Raw genomic sequence first — 12,344 nt, 5'->3', positions numbered from 1 at the left:
AAAGCCCCGTGACTCGCCTGCGAATGTCGGGTGTTGCGTACTGGATGTCGGTGCTGGGTAGGGAGTGGTACGACGTTGGGGCCCGGGTGCCGGGTCTTTTTGATGCGAGCGCGATTCCTCCCGGTATGAGCGATCCAGTTCAGCTCAGCCTCGACGACGGCGTCGCGACTATTACCATCGACCGCCCGGACCGACTCAACGCCCTCGACGGTGCGACCCTCGCTGCGGTCGACGACGCCCTCGAGACGGCCCGCGAGGACGCCCGCGCGGTCGTCGTCACGGGCGCCGGTGAGAAGGCGTTCGCGGCTGGTGCTGATATCGAGCGGATGTCAGAAATGGGTGTCGAAGCCGCAGAGGCATACTGCCGGCAGGGCCATGCGGTGATGAACGCGATTGAGACGTTCCCGGCGCCGGTCATCGCGGCGGTGAACGGCTACGCGTTCGGCGGCGGCTGCGAGCTCGCGCTGGCCTGTGACTTCCGGGTCGCCAGCGAACGGGCGGTCATCGGTCAGACGGAGATCGACCTCGGTATCGTTCCTGGCTGGGGCGGCACCCAGCGGCTCGTCCGACTGGTTGGCGACGAAACCGCCCGTCGGCTCGTCATGTTCGGTGAGCGCATCGATGCCAGCGACGCCTACGAGGCCGGGCTGGTCGGCGAGGTCGTCGCCCACGACGACCTCGCAGCACACGCCGACGAGATGGCCCGCGAGCTAGCGGCGAAGCCGCGGTTCGCGATGGCTGCCGCCAAGGAGGCGCTCAACCAGGCTCACGAGATGGGCCAGCGCGAGGGGCTCGACTTCGAGCGACGCACCTGGTCGTCGCTGTTCGGTACCGACGACCAGCGTGAAGGGATGGCGGCATTCCTCGAGGACCGCGAGCCAGACTTCGCCTGAGGCTCACAGCAGGTCAGCGTGGATGCCCACCGCTTCGACGGTGGAATGCTGCCGAGTTGCACCGAATTAGCAGTTTGTAGGCGCTAAGCCCCCGTCCTCAAGGAGCGAGCCATAGGTGAGCGAGTAGGGTGGGGTAGTTCACTCGGTAGTCGGGAGCGTTTCTTCAACCTGCGAGTGGGTGAGCACGAGCGCGACGACCGCGAGCGCGGCCACGGCGGCGAACGGCCACACAAACCCATAGGCGATGAGCACGCCGGAGACGAGCGGACCGGCAGCGATACCGAAGCCGAAGGCCGTCGTCAACACGGACAGTGTCGTGCCGGACTCGCCAGCCCCCGCGAGGTCGCCCGCCAGCGCCAGCCCGGGCGCAAACACCATCGCCACGGCGACCCCCTGCAGCAGCCGGAAGCCGAGCATCAGCAACGAGTCGGCGCCCACGCCCAGTAGCGTCGCCGGGAGCAGTCCCGACAACTCCGGGACGATCCCCTGCAGGAGGAGCGCAGGCACCAGCAGGGCGAAGCCGCCGAGCAGGAATGGCCGCCGTCCAATCCGGTCAGAGGCGCGCCCGACCGGTGTCTGCAGAAGGACGTTCGCGACGACGACGGCGGCAAACTGCACCGAGAAGAGGAACGGCCCCTGTCCGAGTTTCGCGTTCACAGACGTCTGTATCGTCGCGTAGACAGCGATTCCAGTCGCCATAAAGAAGGTGCCTACGCCGACGACGAACACCGGGTCGAGTAGCTGTCCATCGCCCCGCACTCGAACCGAGAGGTCCTCGCTCGCGGGCGCCGTCGGCTCCGGTTCGGTGACGAGCAGCGACACCAGTCCGAACGCGACGACGGCGCCGCCGACGGCGACGATGAAGGCGGCATCGAAGCCGCTGACCGTCACGCCACCAAGCACGTAGCTCGTCACCGTTTCTGAGGCGATGCCACCAGTGATGAGTAGCCCCGCGAGCATCGGGCCGAATCCGAACCCGATGAGCCGGAAGGTGTTGAACACGCCGAAGTTGCCTCCGCGTTCCCCCTCGGCGGCGTACTCGTTGACGAGCGCGAGTGTGACCGGCACCGTGAGCGCAGCGCCAACGCCTTGGAGTGCGCGCGCGGCCAGCACAAGCCAGTAAGAGGTCACGAACGGATAGACGGCGCTGCCGACGGCGAACACGACAAGCCCGGCGAGGATGAATGCTTTCCGCCGGCCGGCCCGATCGGAGGCGCGGCCGGTGAATGGCTGGAGCGAGCTGTTCAGCAGGCCGAACAGCGACAGCACGACCCCGATGAGCAGCTCCGTCGAGACTCCCTCTAGCCCGGCCAGCGAGATCTCTCCGGACGCGATGTACAGCGGGAGGACGATGACCAGAAACGAGTTGCCGAGCGAGTCGGCCATCCGTGCGACCGCCAGCGCGAGCACACGATTGTCCGTCGCGAGGACCATTCATCCGAGCGACGCGCCCCCGCGGTTTCAATGACGCGCCCGCGGCGACCCCCTCGCTTATGCCGTCTGTGGCCGCGGTATGACTATGGGACGTGAACAGAAGCTGAGCCGGCTGTCGTCGCTGCTGGCCGAGGCGGAGTATCCGGTGGACCGCGCGACGCTCGCCGACGAGTTCGACGACGTGACGCTACTGCTGGCTGACGGCGAGGCGTCGCTGGCTGAACTCGTCCGTGGGCTCCAGAGCGACTCGTTCAGCGACGCTGGGGACCTGGAGACAGAGCTGTACGGCGCGCTGCCGACGGAGGCGGTCGGCGAGCCCGGTCAGTCAGAAGGTGAGGGCTGACAGCACCACCCGGGCATTTTAAACACTGGCGCACCCCCTTCTGAATCCGAATGCAGTTTTGCGACGAATGCGGCTCGATGATGCACGCAGATGGCGACGCCTGGGTCTGTCGGTCCTGCGGGCGTGAACGGGCGCGTGACTCGACGACCGACGCGGCGGTAACGACGACGGAGACACAACAGGACGACGGTCCCGCTCCAGTGGTTGACGCCGACGATGCGGCGACCGAGACGGTCCAGACTGTCTGCCCGACGGCGGAGTGCGAGAGCGAGCGTGCCCATTATGAGATGATGCCGAAGCCGGGCGGTTCCTACGAGGTTCGGCTGTTCACCTGTGTCGAATGTGGCCACAAATGGCGGAACTGAGCGAGCACCGGACCGAGCGTGTATCCGCTCGGGTGGCGAGTTGCGCAGAGAAGCGGGAGGCTTACACCGGCCGATGCGGAACCCATACATAGCCAGATGCAATTCTGCGACGAATGCGGCTCGATGATGCACACGGACGGTGACACGTGGGTGTGTCGGTCCTGTGACCACGAGACGCGCCGCGACGACGCAACCGAAGAGGCGATGACGACAACAGAGGGACAGAGCGACGACGGCCCTGTGGACATGTCGGAGGTCGACGACACGGAAATCGGTCCGACGACCACTGCCCGCTGTCCAAATCCCGACTGCGACGGCGAACGAGCCCGCTACGAGATGAAGCAGATTCGCGCGGCTGACGAGTCGGAGACGCGGTTTTTCACCTGCGTCGAATGTGGGAAGAAGTGGCGCGAAGACGACAACTGAGCCGCTCCAAACCCGGTTTTTTTACCCGGCCGCGCCTATCTGACATATGAGCGACGGCTGGCCGACGATCCCGACGGAACGGCTCGGCGACGGCTGGGAGCAGGTCGACCGGACCGAAGAACGCGTGTTCGGGCTCCCGACCGCCGAGGTGATCGGCCGGACCGTCGTCTACGGGGACGGACCACTTCGCGAGCGGCTCGCGGCCGATGTGACTCGATTTCTGTTCGCGACCGCGCTCGAGTTTCAGCCGCCACTCCCGCCTGGAGCCGGCCAACTGGTTGCATCGACGGTGGCGACCAGCGCCCGTGAGGCATTTCTCGATGACCTCCGCGACCGTGGCTTTCGCGATCTCTCGGCGCAGAGTCAGGGACGGATGCGCGTCGACTCGGGCGCCCGCGCCCGGCTCACTTCTGTCCGCGGACGCTACGAGGCCGGCGGCGAGTCGTTCGATGTTACTGGTTGGCTGGCGGTATGGAACGCCGACGGATTCCGGCTGGCGGGCGGTGCCTATCCGGCGGCCGGTCCAGGCGTCGAGGAGGACAGCGGGTTCCGGGAGGACCTGTTCGAGTTCGTCCGCGCGGTCAGGTGAGTGCGGCCCGGAGGCCGGCGAGTGCCGCGCTGACGAGTCCGTTCGGCCGCAGTTCGATGCCGAATCGGCGGCCAACAGCGCCAGGCGTCGCTCTCCGGCCAGCCCGCGCGACTGTCCGGCCGTGAACCGTCACATCGGCGGTGAGTCCTGTTGCCGTCGCGAGCGTCGCCAGCGAGCGGACGCGATCGGGCCCCCCGACTCCGCGGAGCAGTCCGGTCGCCGCGCCGAGCGACCCCACGGCGACCGTGAGGCGGTCGCCCTCACCCGTCACAGACAGCGGGTGTCCGTCCACCTCGACATCGAGGTCGGCGTCGACTCGGAGCGGTGGCCGGCCGGCCGCAATCGCGGCGAGTTCAGTCGTCCCGTTCACTGGTCGAGACCGTGATGGTCCCGTCGACGCGCCAGCGGGCGTGGTCGGCATCTGCCCCTGCCTTGCTTGGGACATCCACCTCCATGTCGTCGAACGCGTAGGTTATCTCGGCGTTACGGCCGGTAAGCCGGTCGTAGAGGCTGATCGCCAAGTCCGGCCATGTCTGTGTCTCCTCGACTCGCTCCTCGGGCTGTTCGCTGCTCATGGTACAGGTTCACAGAGAAGGCGGGGAGGCAAATAACCACCCCTCGCGGCGGCGCCCGCCGGAGCCGGTGTCAGCGGAGCGGCGCCCGCGCGAATGTGAGATATCCCGTGTGGCCGACGCCGCGGGTCGACGGCCGAGACCCACGCTCGTCGAACTCCATCTCCCGCTGGATAGTCTCGACACACTCCACCTCGACTAACCCGGCCGCCCGGGCCGTCTCCACGCAGTCGCGGGCTGCCTCGACGAATGGCGAGTAGACGGCCGCCGGCGCCCCCGCTGCCAGGAGCTCCGGCGCCTGTTCGAGTACCGCGGGCGCGTCCGCTGTGTCCAGCGTCAGCCCGTCGAAGTCCCTCCCGACCAGCTCGTCGAGCGCTCCCGTCACATCGCCGGTCCGCACCTCAACGCGGTCGCCGACGCCAGCCGTGGCGACATTCTCGCGGGCGACCTCGGCGAATTCGGCATCCTGCTCGTACGTTGTCACCTGGATGCCGAGCCGACCGAGATACACCGCGAGGATGCCCGTACCTGTGCCGGCATCAAGGACGCAGTCGCCCGCGGCCAGCCCGAGCTGGCCGATAACAAGTCCGATGTCCCGAGGGAGCATCGGGGCACCGGTCCGATCGAGGTGGTCGAACAGGTCAGGTCCCCGCGGCTTGCGCACGACGAATTCCTCGCCGATATGTGTCTCTACGACATCGCCTGGCTGGACATCCTCGGGCACTTCGAGGATGCCGAGGTCGGACTCCAGCCGGTCACCGGGGCCGAGCAGGTGCTCGCGGTCCTCGCGGACGAGGAGGAAGGTCACTCCAGCCGCTCGACGGCCGCCGCCAGGTCGCCGTCGGTCGCCTCGAGCGCCTCGCGGGCCGCCTCAGCCGATACCCCCGTCCGCCCGGCCACGATTTCAACGTCCGACTCTGGGATGGCCGAGGGTTCGTCCTCATCGTCGCCACCGTCATCGGCTGCCGGCTCGTGCTCGCCGCGCGGCTGAACATCCGGTTCGCCCACGACCTGGTATGTGGACTGGCCCTGCGCGTCCATCTGCTGGACATCGGCGTCGTGGAACACCAGCTCCTCGTCGGGTGTCCGGATGATGACCTCCTCGGCGTCGATTTCGGTGAGGTCAATCCCCATCTGGTTCATCATCTGCTTCATCTTCTGCGGGTTCATGCCGCCGCCTCCTCCGAACATACTCGGTGGGTGGCACCCGATAATGAAAAGCCCTCCCTTCGTGCCGGCACTGCAGGGGCCGTTGGATGCCGGGAGTAGCTGTTCCGTGTCCCCTGGCGACACCCAGCGGTGCTCGGCCGGACCGAAAACCATCTAAACAGGCTTGCTAGGTGTGTTAGCTCTCGATACCAGCGCGAATCTTGACGGCCATCCCGCTGTCGAAGTCGGTCATCCCACTCGCGGGGAGTTCGGCGCGGCCCACCGCCAGTAACTCGCCGTCGGCGTGGACGACGGCCACCTCGTCGCCCGGTCGGATAGCTTCATCGACGGCCTGTACGAACTTCGCAAAGGCGTTCTTCCCGTCGCGGACGAACGGCGCCGACTCGTCGCCAACGACAACCCGCGCCCGCGGCGAGTCGAATGCCGCGATCAGCCGGCGGCCTCCCGCGGGGCCGAGCCGGAACCGGCCGTCATCACCGTAGGAGACGAGTCGCTCGCCAGCCGGACTGCCGTCGGCATCGTGGCTTCCCGCTCCCGTGCCGACGTGAATCTGGGCTGGCCGGCCGGAGCTCGTCCGCCGGACTGCCGGTTCCTCATCGGAGGGAAACAGCGCCGCTCCCGCGCCGCGGCCGAACTGGTAGTCGGCCACCGTCGCCAGTCGCCTCCGCTCGTCCGCGTCCATACCCGACGGTGACCGCCGCCGGGGATATGCCTTCGCGTCTGCGCTCACGCCAGCGCCGCGAGCGTCTCCCGAAGCGCTGCCGCCGCCGCCTCGATGGCCGGTCGCTCGACGTACTCCCGCTGTGCGTGTGCGACGGCACCCTGGTCGTCGGCGAGTACGCCCGGTCCGAAGACGACGGTCGGCCCGTCGGCCGCGAAGTACGATGCTTCCGTCGCGGCGGTGAACGGCCGGGTCTCGCCATTCGCGGCGGCCACCAGCGTCGCCGCTAAGTCGCTGTCCGCCGGTGTCGAGAACGCCTCGAGGAACGGTGTCGGTCGCTCCGTGAGCGTCACCTCGACCTCGATGTCTGGCGGTGCAGCAGCCTGCAGGTGTTCGACCAGTGCCGCCTGGAACCCGTCTGCCGTTTCTGGCGGGACGCTCCGCCGGTCGACGGTGAACGATACCGACGCCGGCAACTGGTTGGTGGCTGTTCCTCCGTCGACGGTGGTTGCCTGAAGCGTCGGTGCGCCGAGCGTGTCGTGTTTGCCCGGGCCGTGCGTCTCGTCGAACCGCTCCAGCGCGGCAAGCACCGGTCCGAGCGCGTGGAGCGCGTTCCTCCCGGAGTCCGGTTCGGCGGCGTGGGCTGCCTGCCCGCGCAGGCTCACGGTCCCCTCGAAGCGTCCCTTGGCGGCGGTACAGACATCGAGCCCTGTCGGCTCACCGACGATGTAGCCGTCTGCCTCGAGCGCGCCCGTGCCGCGGGTCAGCGCCGCAGCCCCCGTCGAGTACGTCTCCTCGTCGGGGGTGACTGCAAGTGTCACTCGCCCGTCTGGAGTACACGCGAGGAAGGCATCGACCAGTGCCGCGAGTGGTCCCTTCGCGTCACACGCCCCTCGCCCGCGGACCACCTCGCCGTCCCGCTCGTAGGGGACGTGCGGCGGCACCGTATCGATGTGTGTGTTCAACACGAGATGGGGCTCGCCACTGCCCTTCGTCGCGAGCGTGTTTCCCGCGTCGTCCACGCGTGGGTCGGCGCCCGCGTCCCTGAGGGTCTCGACCAGTAGGGATCGCATTGCAGTTACGTCCTGGTGTGAGGCCGTGCGAACGGCCTCGGCGTGGAATGCCAGCGGGTCGAAACCGGGGTCAGTCATCGGCGGGCAGCGGCCCAGCGGCCACTTCGGCGGAAAACTCGTGGGCGACCGGCCCGCACAGCGTCGACCCACGTTCCGTGACCGTTACGTCGAGAGTGCCGCCGGGCGGCGAGACGTGTACTGTCTCGCCTGTCTCGACGTGGCCGAGGCGGTGGGCGACGGCGCCGACGGCTACCGCGCCGGTGCCACAGGAGTCGGTCTCCCCCTCAACGCCTCGTTCGAAGGTACGCTGCCGGTAGCCGTCGCCGTCGCGGGCTGCAAGCGTCACGTTCGCACCGCGCGGAAACACATCGGCGTGGCGAACCGGTGGTGCGACCGTTGCAAGGTCGATAGCATCCACGTCCTCGACCAGCGCGACGGCGTGCGGGACGCCGGTGTTGACAGCGGTGATCGTCAGTCCTGCTACCTCTCGCTCGATGACCGGTTCGGCCGCCTCGACCGGCACCTCGTCCGGTGCGAATGTCGGCTGACCCATCTCGATAGTGACCGTTTCGCCGACGGTCGCCCGGCGGGTCCCGCTCTGGGTGTCTATCATTACCTCACCGTCGAACCCCTCGGGTCGGTCGCGGAGTCGTCGGGCGGCCCATTCAGCGGCACAGCGCGCGCCGTTGCCACACATCGCAGCGACGCTGCCGTCTGGCTGGACGAGCGTCATCACGGCTCGCGGCGGCGTGAACCGTGACCCTGCCTCCAGCGCGAGAAAGAGGACACCATCGGCGCCTACCCGCGGGGACGCCGGGTGGTCGATACCCGTCTCGCGGTCGCAGATCCGTCGCGCGAACGCCCGTCGGTCAGGCACGTCTGCGTCCGCGTCGACAATCACGAAGTCGTTGCCAGTGCCGTGGTATTTCTCTACCTGAATCATGGTTCCTCAAGTCTGGTCACGTCCGCGAGCGTCTCTCGGCGGACCGCCAGCCGCGAATCGGTATCGCCCTCAAGGACGACGACGGCGGGCCGCGGCCGAGAGTTGTAGTTTGACGCCATCTCGTACCCGTAGGCGCCGGCGTTACCGACCGCCAATAGGTCCCCTCGTGTCGGCTCCGGGAGCTGGCGGTCGCGCCCGAGCACGTCGGCCGTCTCACAGACCGGGCCTGTGATGTCGACATGTGTCGTCGGCTTCGGTGGCCGGTCGGGCTCGAGTGACCGCACCGCGTGGTAGGCGTCATACAGCGCCGGCCGCGCGAGCGTCGTCATCCCGGCGTCGACGCCGATTACTGTCGTCTCCGGCGTCGGCTTCACCGTGTTGACCGTCGTCAGCAGGACGCCCGCGTCCGCGACGAAGTACCGGCCCGGCTCGATGGCAAGTTGCGCGTCGACATCTCCGAGCGCGTCTCGAGTCGCCCGGGCGACCGCCGAGAGGTCCAGGGGGGACTCATTCTCGTGGTAGGGGACACCGAAGCCGCCACCGACGGCGACAAACTCGAGGTCGCCGACCGTGCGGGCTAGGTCTCCCATCCGGCGTACCAGTTCGCGGTGAGCCGTGAGGTCGTCGCCGGAGATGCCGGAGCCGACGTGTGCGTGCACTCCGACGAGGTCGCCGACGGCACGGGCACGCTCGCAGACGGCCGTCGCACGCTCATACGGGACACCAAACTTCGGCTCAGCACCGGTCGATACCTTCTCGTGGTGGCCGGCGCCGACGCCCGGGTTGACCCGGACACAGAGCCGGCCCTCGAAGCCGCGCTCGACGAGTCGGTCGAGGGTGTCCTCGGCGCCGACGGTCACCGTCATCGCCGTGGCCGCATCCGTCTCGAGGATAGACGCAAGGTCGCGGGCGGGCGGGTTGACAGCGGTGTACCGGATTCGCTCGGCCGGGAAGCCCGCCGCGAGCGCGCGCTCCACCTCGCCGGCAGCCGCGCACTCGGCGCCGACGCCCGCCGCTGCGAGCCGCTCGAGCACCGGCCGTGTCGTGTTCGCCTTCACGGCATAGGCGATGTCGGCAGCCGGGAATGCTGCCGCGAGCCGGGCAGCGTTCGCGGCCACCCGGTCGAGGTCGAGTACATACGTTGGTGTACCCCACTCGTCGGCGATGTCGCGCAACGGCTCCGGGCCCCAGTCGGACAGCCGGCGGATGGGTGGGGTCTCGCTCACGGCAGTGTCACTCTCGCAGCGTCTCCTCGCGTTGGGTGGCCTCGAGCGTCTCCTCCTCCACGTGGGTGGCGACGACCGCCGGCTTGTACGCGCCGCCTTCGAAGAGGTCGTGGTCAGCGACGCTCGACTCGACGTAGCGGGTAAACGCCCGCCGCTCTGGCGGGAGATGACCGTAGACGACCTCCTCTTCGACGAGGTCGTAGACCGGGATACGTGGCGTAAGCAGCGTGTTCTCGCCGACGATGGAGTTCTCGCCGACGACGAACCCACTAGTGACCCGACAGCCGGCGCCCAGTGAGACGCCGTCTTCGATGACGACGGGTGCACTCTCGACGGGTTCGAGCACGCCGCCTACGAGCGTGTTTGCCCCCAGCTTCACGTCCGCGCCGACCTGTGCACAGGAGCCGATGGTATCACAGGAATCGACGAGCGTTCCGTCGCCGATGTGGGCGCCGACGTTGACGAAACTCGGCGACATCATGATGGCGTCACCACCGATATAGGCGCCCCGCCGGATGACGGTCCCGTCAGGGGTGTTGCGCGTCCCGCGGCCGGGGAGGTCGGCAGTCTCGCGCAGCGGGAGCACGTCGTGGTACGCGACGCCGCCGTGCTCGACCGCGCGGATTGCGCGAAGGCCGAAGTTGAGCAGGATTCCCTGCTTCACCCAGTCGTTGGCGACCCACTCGCCGTTGCGCTGCTCGGCGGCCCGCACCTCGCCGGTCTCGAGGGCGTCGAGAAAGGCGTCGAGGGTATCGTACTCGTCTGTGCCGGCGTCGGCGGCGGTCAGGTCGGCTTGGTAGCGGTGCCACAGGTCGCGGATGTCGGATTCAAGCGTACTCATAGTACCTCCGAGAAGTCGTAGAAGCCGGGGTCACGCCCGGCGAGCTGTTCGGCTGCGTCGACGGCGCCGGCGGCGAACACCCGGCGTGATTCGGCCCGGTGCGTCAGCGTCAGCACCTCGTCGTCACCCGCCAGCAGCACCTCGTGTTCGCCACGGACGGTGCCGGCCCGGCGGACGTGCACGCCAATCTCCTCTGGCGCTCGCTCGTGGGTGCCCTCGCGACCGTAGGTGCGTTCGAGCGCGTCGGAGCGCGTCTCCTCGATGTCCTCGAGCAGGGTCAACGCTGTCCCCGAGGGAGCATCGCGCTTCCCACTGTGGTGGGTCTCGGTCACCTCGACATCGTAGTCTGGGAGGGCTGCGACACCTGCACGGACGACTCGGCGGAGCGCCTGTACACCCTTCGCGAAATTCGACGCTTTCAGCACGGGCGTCTGCTCGGCGGCTGTTCGGAGCGCGGCGAGGCCGTCCTCGTCGAAGCCAGTTGTCCCGACGACGAGCGGGACGCCCGCGTCGGCGGCGGCAGCGGCGTGTTCGACGGTCGCCTCGGGGACGGTGAAGTCCACGAGCGCATCTGCCTCAGCCAGCACCGCGGGGAGGTCAGCGATGTCGTGCTGGTCACCTTCGGGCGTCCGGGACAGCGAGACGACTTCGTGGCCTCGTTTGGCGGCCTCGCGTGCAACCTCGCCGCCCGTGCGGCCAGTTGCGCCGGCGACGGCGACTCTCACGCCTCGGCAACCTCCTCGTCGAGGTCAGCGAGCACGGCCTGGAGTCGCTCGCGGTTCGCCTCGTCCATCCGCGAGAGTGGCGACCGCATCGTCGCGGGCATGTGTCCCCGGAGCGCAAGCGCCTCCTTCACTGGGATGGGGTTCGACTCGATGAACAGCGTCCGGAACAGCGGCCCGAGTTCGTAGTGAAGTTCGCGGGCGGCGGCATACTCCTCATCGAGGGCATGCTCGACCATCCGGCTGGTCCGCTCGGGCTCGACATTCGCAGCGACGGAGATGCAGCCGCGGCCCCCCATCGACATGATGGGCAGGGTGAGCTGGTCGTCGCCCGAGAGGACGGCGAAGGACTCCTCGCGGGTCCGCTCGATGACCTCCGCGACCCGGTTGAGATCGCCCGAGGCAGCCTTGTAGCCGACGATATTCTCGTGGGAAGCGAGTGCCTTGGCCGTCTCGACGGCGATATTGCGGCCCGTCCGGCCAGGGACGTTGTAGATGATCTGCGGGAGGTCCACCTCGTCGGCGATGGTTCGGAAGTGCTGCTCCATCCCGTCAGGCTCGGGGCGGTTGTAGTACGGCGAGATGAGCAGGAGTCCGTCGGCGCCGGCGTCGGCGGCCCGCCGCGACAGCTCGAGCGCCTCGCGGGTGTTATTCGAGCCCGAGCCAGCGATGACGGGGACGTCTTCGACGGCCTCGACGGTCGCCTCGATAACCTCGACGTGTTCGTCGTGGCTCATCGTGGCCGACTCACCGGTGGTGCCAACGGGAACGACCCCGTGGACACCCTCGCGTTCGAGCCGGCGGACGTTCTCGCGGTGCGTCTGGAAATCGATGCGTCCGTCCTCGTGGAACGGCGTCGTGAGTGCCGGGAAGGCTCCGGCGTATGGTTCGTCTGTCATTGGTGTCGTGGGTTTGGTAGCTGGCAAGCGGTGCCCGAATATGGCCCGCGACGGGGTCGCCACTCCCGCCGGGAGCCTACGTCGGGCGCTTGCCTTTCGAGAAAGTACCGCCACACCGGTCGCTTCGCGGCCGCGGCCCAGGTGTGGTCGGTCGCATAGCTGTTATCGGTAGGTCCGATAACTTATG

17 protein-coding genes are annotated in these 12,344 nt (G+C 68.1%); 5 read left to right on the top strand and 12 right to left on the bottom strand.

The genetic code is table 11. The features are described from left to right. Positions 1–125 precede the first annotated feature (125 nt). Entirely contained in the window at positions 126–893 is a 768-nt protein-coding gene (locus tag ABEJ63_RS01090; protein ID WP_375794492.1) for an enoyl-CoA hydratase/isomerase family protein, read from the top strand. A 138-nt stretch (positions 894–1,031) separates the two neighbouring features. Here ABEJ63_RS01090 and ABEJ63_RS01085 read toward each other — a convergent pair whose 3' ends face one another. After that, positions 1,032–2,327 (bottom strand): MFS transporter, encoded by a 1,296-nt coding sequence (locus tag ABEJ63_RS01085; RefSeq protein ID WP_375794491.1) that lies wholly within the window; start codon positions 2,325–2,327, stop codon positions 1,032–1,034. 85 nt (positions 2,328–2,412) lie between these two features. Here ABEJ63_RS01085 and ABEJ63_RS01080 point away from each other — a divergent pair, with 85 nt between their 5' ends. The 4 genes from ABEJ63_RS01080 (at position 2,413) to ABEJ63_RS01065 (ending at position 4,050) form a co-directional block, all read left to right on the top strand. Next, positions 2,413–2,670: a hypothetical protein gene (locus ABEJ63_RS01080; RefSeq protein ID WP_375794490.1), complete on the top strand. Its 258-nt coding sequence runs from the start codon at positions 2,413–2,415 to the stop codon at positions 2,668–2,670. A gap of 50 nt (positions 2,671–2,720) precedes the next feature. Then, entirely contained in the window at positions 2,721–3,035 is a 315-nt protein-coding gene (locus ABEJ63_RS01075) for an RPA12/RPB9/RPC11 RNA polymerase family protein (RefSeq protein WP_375794489.1), read from the top strand. Between the two features lie 96 nt (positions 3,036–3,131). Continuing rightward, positions 3,132–3,461 carry an RPA12/RPB9/RPC11 RNA polymerase family protein gene (locus tag ABEJ63_RS01070; protein WP_375794488.1) on the top strand — a complete coding sequence of 110 codons (330 nt, stop codon included), beginning with the start codon at positions 3,132–3,134 and terminating at the stop codon, positions 3,459–3,461. 46 nt (positions 3,462–3,507) lie between these two features. Next, positions 3,508–4,050 carry a hypothetical protein gene (locus ABEJ63_RS01065; protein ID WP_375794487.1) on the top strand — a complete coding sequence of 181 codons (543 nt, stop codon included), beginning with the start codon at positions 3,508–3,510 and terminating at the stop codon, positions 4,048–4,050. Here ABEJ63_RS01065 and ABEJ63_RS01060 read toward each other — a convergent pair. The 11 genes from ABEJ63_RS01060 to dapA all read right to left on the bottom strand — a co-directional run bounded on the left by ABEJ63_RS01060 (position 4,043) and on the right by dapA (position 12,157). Next, a complete protein-coding gene (locus tag ABEJ63_RS01060; RefSeq protein WP_375794486.1) occupies positions 4,043–4,420 on the bottom strand; it encodes a hypothetical protein in 378 nt (125 codons plus the stop codon). The genes ABEJ63_RS01065 and ABEJ63_RS01060 overlap by 8 nt on opposite strands. Next, positions 4,404–4,625, bottom strand: coding sequence for a hypothetical protein (locus ABEJ63_RS01055; RefSeq protein ID WP_375794485.1), 222 nt, complete (start codon positions 4,623–4,625; stop codon positions 4,404–4,406). Before ABEJ63_RS01055 ends, ABEJ63_RS01060 begins: the two co-directional genes overlap by 17 nt. 70 nt (positions 4,626–4,695) lie before the next feature. After that, entirely contained in the window at positions 4,696–5,430 is a 735-nt protein-coding gene (locus ABEJ63_RS01050) for a methyltransferase domain-containing protein (RefSeq protein ID WP_375794484.1), read from the bottom strand. Next, positions 5,427–5,813 (bottom strand): nascent polypeptide-associated complex protein, encoded by a 387-nt coding sequence (locus tag ABEJ63_RS01045; protein ID WP_375794483.1) that lies wholly within the window; start codon positions 5,811–5,813, stop codon positions 5,427–5,429. The genes ABEJ63_RS01050 and ABEJ63_RS01045 overlap by 4 nt, the downstream gene beginning before the upstream one ends. Positions 5,814–5,967: 154 nt before the next feature. Then, positions 5,968–6,474: a PUA domain-containing protein gene (locus ABEJ63_RS01040; RefSeq protein ID WP_375794482.1), complete on the bottom strand. Its 507-nt coding sequence runs from the start codon at positions 6,472–6,474 to the stop codon at positions 5,968–5,970. 44 nt (positions 6,475–6,518) lie between these two features. Beyond that, complete coding sequence (locus tag ABEJ63_RS01035; protein ID WP_375794481.1) at positions 6,519–7,604, bottom strand: M20 family metallopeptidase; 1,086 nt, start codon at positions 7,602–7,604, stop codon at positions 6,519–6,521. Next, positions 7,597–8,469, bottom strand: a complete 873-nt coding sequence (dapF, locus tag ABEJ63_RS01030; RefSeq protein WP_375794480.1) for a diaminopimelate epimerase — start codon at positions 8,467–8,469, stop codon at positions 7,597–7,599. The genes ABEJ63_RS01035 and dapF overlap by 8 nt, the downstream gene beginning before the upstream one ends. Further along, positions 8,466–9,695, bottom strand: a complete 1,230-nt coding sequence (gene lysA, locus ABEJ63_RS01025) for a diaminopimelate decarboxylase (protein ID WP_375794479.1) — start codon at positions 9,693–9,695, stop codon at positions 8,466–8,468. Before lysA ends, dapF begins: the two co-directional genes overlap by 4 nt. A 7-nt stretch (positions 9,696–9,702) precedes the next feature. Then, positions 9,703–10,536, bottom strand: a complete 834-nt coding sequence (locus tag ABEJ63_RS01020) for a 2,3,4,5-tetrahydropyridine-2,6-dicarboxylate N-succinyltransferase (protein ID WP_375794478.1) — start codon at positions 10,534–10,536, stop codon at positions 9,703–9,705. Further along, on the bottom strand, positions 10,533–11,261 hold the full coding sequence (dapB, locus tag ABEJ63_RS01015) for a 4-hydroxy-tetrahydrodipicolinate reductase (protein WP_375794477.1): 729 nt from the start codon (positions 11,259–11,261) through the stop codon (positions 10,533–10,535). The genes ABEJ63_RS01020 and dapB overlap by 4 nt, the downstream gene beginning before the upstream one ends. After that, entirely contained in the window at positions 11,258–12,157 is a 900-nt protein-coding gene (gene dapA / locus ABEJ63_RS01010) for a 4-hydroxy-tetrahydrodipicolinate synthase (protein WP_375794476.1), read from the bottom strand. Before dapA ends, dapB begins: the two co-directional genes overlap by 4 nt. Between the last annotated feature and the right edge of the window lie 187 nt (positions 12,158–12,344).

Origin of the sequence: Halosegnis sp. (assembly GCF_042216475.1) — an archaeon.
Taxonomy (GTDB): Archaea; Halobacteriota; Halobacteria; order Halobacteriales; family Haloarculaceae; genus Halosegnis.
This window is presented reverse-complemented; position numbering and strand designations above follow the sequence as displayed.

Excerpts from the sequence above, each read along its gene's own strand:
- ABEJ63_RS01090 (WP_375794492.1), top strand. The coding sequence starts at position 126 with ATGAGCGATCCAGTTCAGCTCAGCCTCGACGACGGCGTCGCGACTATT.
- ABEJ63_RS01085 (WP_375794491.1), bottom strand. The coding sequence starts at position 2,327 with ATGGTCCTCGCGACGGACAATCGTGTGCTCGCGCTGGCGGTCGCACGG.
- ABEJ63_RS01080 (WP_375794490.1), top strand. The coding sequence starts at position 2,413 with ATGGGACGTGAACAGAAGCTGAGCCGGCTGTCGTCGCTGCTGGCCGAG.
- ABEJ63_RS01075 (WP_375794489.1), top strand. The coding sequence starts at position 2,721 with ATGCAGTTTTGCGACGAATGCGGCTCGATGATGCACGCAGATGGCGAC.
- ABEJ63_RS01070 (WP_375794488.1), top strand. The coding sequence starts at position 3,132 with ATGCAATTCTGCGACGAATGCGGCTCGATGATGCACACGGACGGTGAC.
- ABEJ63_RS01065 (WP_375794487.1), top strand. The coding sequence starts at position 3,508 with ATGAGCGACGGCTGGCCGACGATCCCGACGGAACGGCTCGGCGACGGC.
- ABEJ63_RS01055 (WP_375794485.1), bottom strand. The coding sequence starts at position 4,625 with ATGAGCAGCGAACAGCCCGAGGAGCGAGTCGAGGAGACACAGACATGG.
- ABEJ63_RS01045 (WP_375794483.1), bottom strand. The coding sequence starts at position 5,813 with ATGTTCGGAGGAGGCGGCGGCATGAACCCGCAGAAGATGAAGCAGATG.
- ABEJ63_RS01040 (WP_375794482.1), bottom strand. The coding sequence starts at position 6,474 with ATGGACGCGGACGAGCGGAGGCGACTGGCGACGGTGGCCGACTACCAG.
- ABEJ63_RS01035 (WP_375794481.1), bottom strand. The coding sequence starts at position 7,604 with ATGACTGACCCCGGTTTCGACCCGCTGGCATTCCACGCCGAGGCCGTT.
- dapF (WP_375794480.1), bottom strand. The coding sequence starts at position 8,469 with ATGATTCAGGTAGAGAAATACCACGGCACTGGCAACGACTTCGTGATT.
- ABEJ63_RS01020 (WP_375794478.1), bottom strand. The coding sequence starts at position 10,536 with ATGAGTACGCTTGAATCCGACATCCGCGACCTGTGGCACCGCTACCAA.
- dapA (WP_375794476.1), bottom strand. The coding sequence starts at position 12,157 with ATGACAGACGAACCATACGCCGGAGCCTTCCCGGCACTCACGACGCCG.